A 3,372-nucleotide genomic window follows, 5' to 3' on the forward strand; every position below is an offset into this window, starting at 1 on the left:
TCAACCTCGGCTTCGCCGCGCAGACCGACCGCGGCCTCGTGGTGCCGGTCGTGCGTGCCCATCAGCAGCCCGAGGACGGTGACGACGGGCAGCGCGATGTTGCGCGCCACGTGCACGTACATCACGGCGCCCTCGCCGGTCCCCTTCGCGCGGGCGGTGCGGACGTAGTCCTTGCCGCTCTCCTCCAGCGCGCCGTTGCGGACGAGCCGGGCCAGCCAGCCCACGAACGGCAGCGCCAGCGTCACCGAGGGCAGGATGACCGCCTCCGGGCCGCCGCCCGCCGTGCTCGGCAGCCAGTTCAGCTGCCGCGCGAACAGCAGGATCAGCACGATGCCGAGCCAGAACGACGGCACCGCCTGCCCGACCAGCGAACCCGTGGAGACCAGCAGGTCGAGGATCCTGCCGGGCCGCCGCGCGCACATCATGCCGAGCGGGTAGCCGGCGGCGAGGGTGATGACCAGGGCGAGCGAGGCCAGCGTCAGGGTGGCGGGGAACCGGTCCAGGACGGCGCCCATCGCGCCGCCGCCGAGCCGCCACGAGTCGCCGAAGTCGCCGCGCAGAATCTCGCCCATGTGCGCGAGGTACTGCCGCCACAGCGGCTCGTCCAGCCCGAAGTCCGCCCGGACGGAGGCGAGCTGCGCGGGACTGGCGTCCGGTCCGAGGATCAGCGTCGCGGGGTCGCCGGGGACGACGCGCACGACGAGGAACACGACCGTGACGGCGCCCCAGGCCACGATGAGGGCCTGACCGGCGCGCCTCAGCAGGAACCGTCCCATCAGCCGCCTCCGTTCGCGGTCCGCGACGAGGCGCGGACGACCAGTTCCGCCGGCAGCAGGGTCTGCCGCGGGGAGCCCGCGCCGGACTCGCCCGACATCCGTTCGAGGAGCCGGTCCACCGCGGCGGCGCCGACCTCGGCGGCCGGCAGCCGGACCGTGGTGAGCGGCGGCGCGAGATAGGCGGCGAACGGGTGGTCGCCGTGCCCGGCGACGCGGACGTCGCCGGGGATGCTCAGCCCGTGCTCGGTGAGCGCCCGGTACACGCCGAGGGCGAAGTAGTCGTTGCCGGCCAGGACGGCGGCGCCCGGCCCGACGCGGGCGGCGAGCCCGCGCCCGATCTCGTAGGAGTCCACCGGGTCCCACGGCTGCGAGCTGGCCTCGCGGCGCCGGGTCGGCACCTTCACCATGTGGTCGTCGCGGACCGCGATGCCGTGCTCGTCGAGCACGGACCGGAACCCTCGGACGCGCTCCGCGACGGGCGAGATGTCCAGGTCCTCCTCGACCAGGTACAGGTCGCGGGCGCCCTCGGCGACGAGGTGCTCGGTGGCGCGCCGCGCGCTGTCGTAGTAGTCGACGCCGACGAGGTCGGTGTCGAGCCCCGGCAGGTCGCGGTTGACCAGGACGACCGGCGTCCCGGACTTGCGGAGCCGGTCCCAGTGGTCGATCCCGTGCTGGACGGGCACCGCCAGGACGCCGTCCACGCCCCAGCGCATCAGCTCGTCCACGACGCGCCGCTCGTTGTCGACGCTGTCCTCGGTGACCATCAGCATCAGCGAGTAGCCGTGGACCCGGCCGCGCTCCTCGATGGCGCTGATCAGACGGGTGTAGAAGGGGTTGGACGGGTTGGTGATGACCAGCCCGAGGGTCATCGCGTTGCCCTGCACGAGGGACCGCGCCATGGTGTTCGGCACGTACCCGAGGCGTTCGGCCTCGGCCCGCACCCGCTCGCGGGTCTCGGGGCTGACCGCGTCCTTGCCGGCCAGGGCGCGGGACACCGTGTTGACCGACAGGTCGAGGGCGGCGGCGATGTCCCGCAGGGTGGCCCTGCGGCGGGGTGTCATGGGTTCCTCCTGACCGTGGACAGGTCCGGCTGGTTGTTCGCCGCCGGGGTGAAGCCGGAGAGCCCGGTCCGCAGCCCGTAGGCGGTGGTGAGCGCGGCGGGGAAGATCCCGACCGCGTCGTCCCAGATCGTCTTGCAGGCCCGCGCGTACAGCTCCTCGCGCTGCCCGGGGTCGGCGGCCTGCCCGGCCTCGGCGAGCACCGCGTCCAGCCCGGGATTGCGGTAGCCCATCCGGTCGGCCTTGGACGTGTAGAGCCGGCCGAGGGTGAACGCGGCGTCGCCGGTCGTCACGGTGTTGGTCTGCAGCTCCATGTCCCAGTCGAGGGAGTTGAGGCGCTGCAGCCACTGGGCCTTCTCGATGCTCTGCGGCCTGACCTCGACCCCGATCCGCGCCCACCCCGAGATCATCGACTGGGCCAGCTCCCGGGCAAGGGGGCCGGTGGCGTCGAACCACATCATCGTGGTCTCGAAGCCGTCCCCGAGACCGGCGGCGCGCAGCGCCGCGCGGGCCGCCGCGGGGTCGTACCGGTACGGCGCCTGCTCGGCGTAGCCGAAGACGGTCGAGGGGATCGGCGCGCGCATGCGCTCGGCTCCCGCGCCGAACAGCTTCCCGACGATCTCCTCCATGTCGAGCGCCTGCCACATCGCCCGCCGGACCCTCGGGTCGGTGAACGGCTTGCGGCCGCAGTTGAACCACGTGAGGTAGTAGGTCCAGCTCGGCACCGTCTGGACCCGGACGCCGCGCCGCCCCCGCACCTCGCCGAGCTGGTCGGACGGGACGGGCCACAGCAGGTCCACGTCCCCGTTGCGCAGCGCCGTGATCGCGCTGGAGGTCTCGGCGATGAACGGCATCGAGATGCCGGGCAGCCCGGCGCGGCCTCCCCAGTACCCGTCGAACCGGGCCAGCTCCACGTTGGTCGACGGGGTGAACCCCGTCACGCGGAACGGGCCCGAGCCCACCGGGCGGCGCTTCTGCGCCGGGTCGGCCACGCGCCGGGCCGGCACGATGAACAGCAGGGTCAGGTTCACCGGCAGGGTGCCCATCGGGCCGTCCGTCACGAACGTGACGCGGTGGTCGCCCTCGGCCCGCGCGGACTTCACCGTGGCCCACAGCGCGGACTGCGCCGACTTCACCGCCTTGGTGCGCTCCACGCAGGCGACGACGTCCCGCGCGGTCAGCGGGCTCCCGTCGTGGAAGCGGACGCCGGGGCGCAGGTCGAACACCCACGTCGTGTCGTCCGTCCGCCGCCACGACGTCGCCAGGCCGGGCGCGAGCCGCCCGCCCTCGTAGCGGACGAGCGTGTCGAACACCAGCCGCTTGACGATCAGCGACGCCTCGTCGACCGCCGTCCCCGCGTTGTAGGGGTCGAGGTCGGTGACCGGCTGCCCGAACGCGGCGCGCAGCGATCCGTCCGGCGCGGCCGCCGCCCCGGGCACCGCGCAGCCGCCGAGCGACTCCGGGTCGAGCGCCTCGGCCCCCGCGGAGGGGCGCAGCGCGGCCAGCGCCACCGCGATCACGATCATCGCCAGGACCGC

General features: G+C 74.0%; 3 protein-coding genes. All 3 read right to left on the bottom strand.

All coding sequences use genetic code 11. The annotated features are described in order from the left end of the window. Positions 1–776 (bottom strand): ABC transporter permease (locus AB0C69_RS40185; protein WP_360361655.1); only part of this gene is annotated, 776 nt, incomplete at its 3' end. Next, entirely contained in the window at positions 776–1,837 is a 1,062-nt protein-coding gene (locus tag AB0C69_RS40190) for a LacI family DNA-binding transcriptional regulator (protein ID WP_345182143.1), read from the bottom strand. The genes AB0C69_RS40185 and AB0C69_RS40190, both read right to left, overlap by 1 nt. Continuing rightward, a partial coding sequence (locus AB0C69_RS40195) for an ABC transporter substrate-binding protein (protein WP_360361659.1) occupies positions 1,834–3,372 on the bottom strand: 1,539 nt, incomplete at its 5' end. The genes AB0C69_RS40195 and AB0C69_RS40190, both read right to left, overlap by 4 nt.

This window comes from Actinomadura sp. NPDC048032, from assembly GCF_040653175.1.
GTDB lineage: Bacteria > Actinomycetota > Actinomycetes > Streptosporangiales > Streptosporangiaceae > Spirillospora > Spirillospora verrucosospora.

Coding starts and splice junctions, on each gene's coding strand:
- AB0C69_RS40190 (WP_345182143.1), bottom strand. CDS start 1,837: ATGACACCCCGCCGCAGGGCCACCCTGCGGGACATCGCCGCCGCCCTC.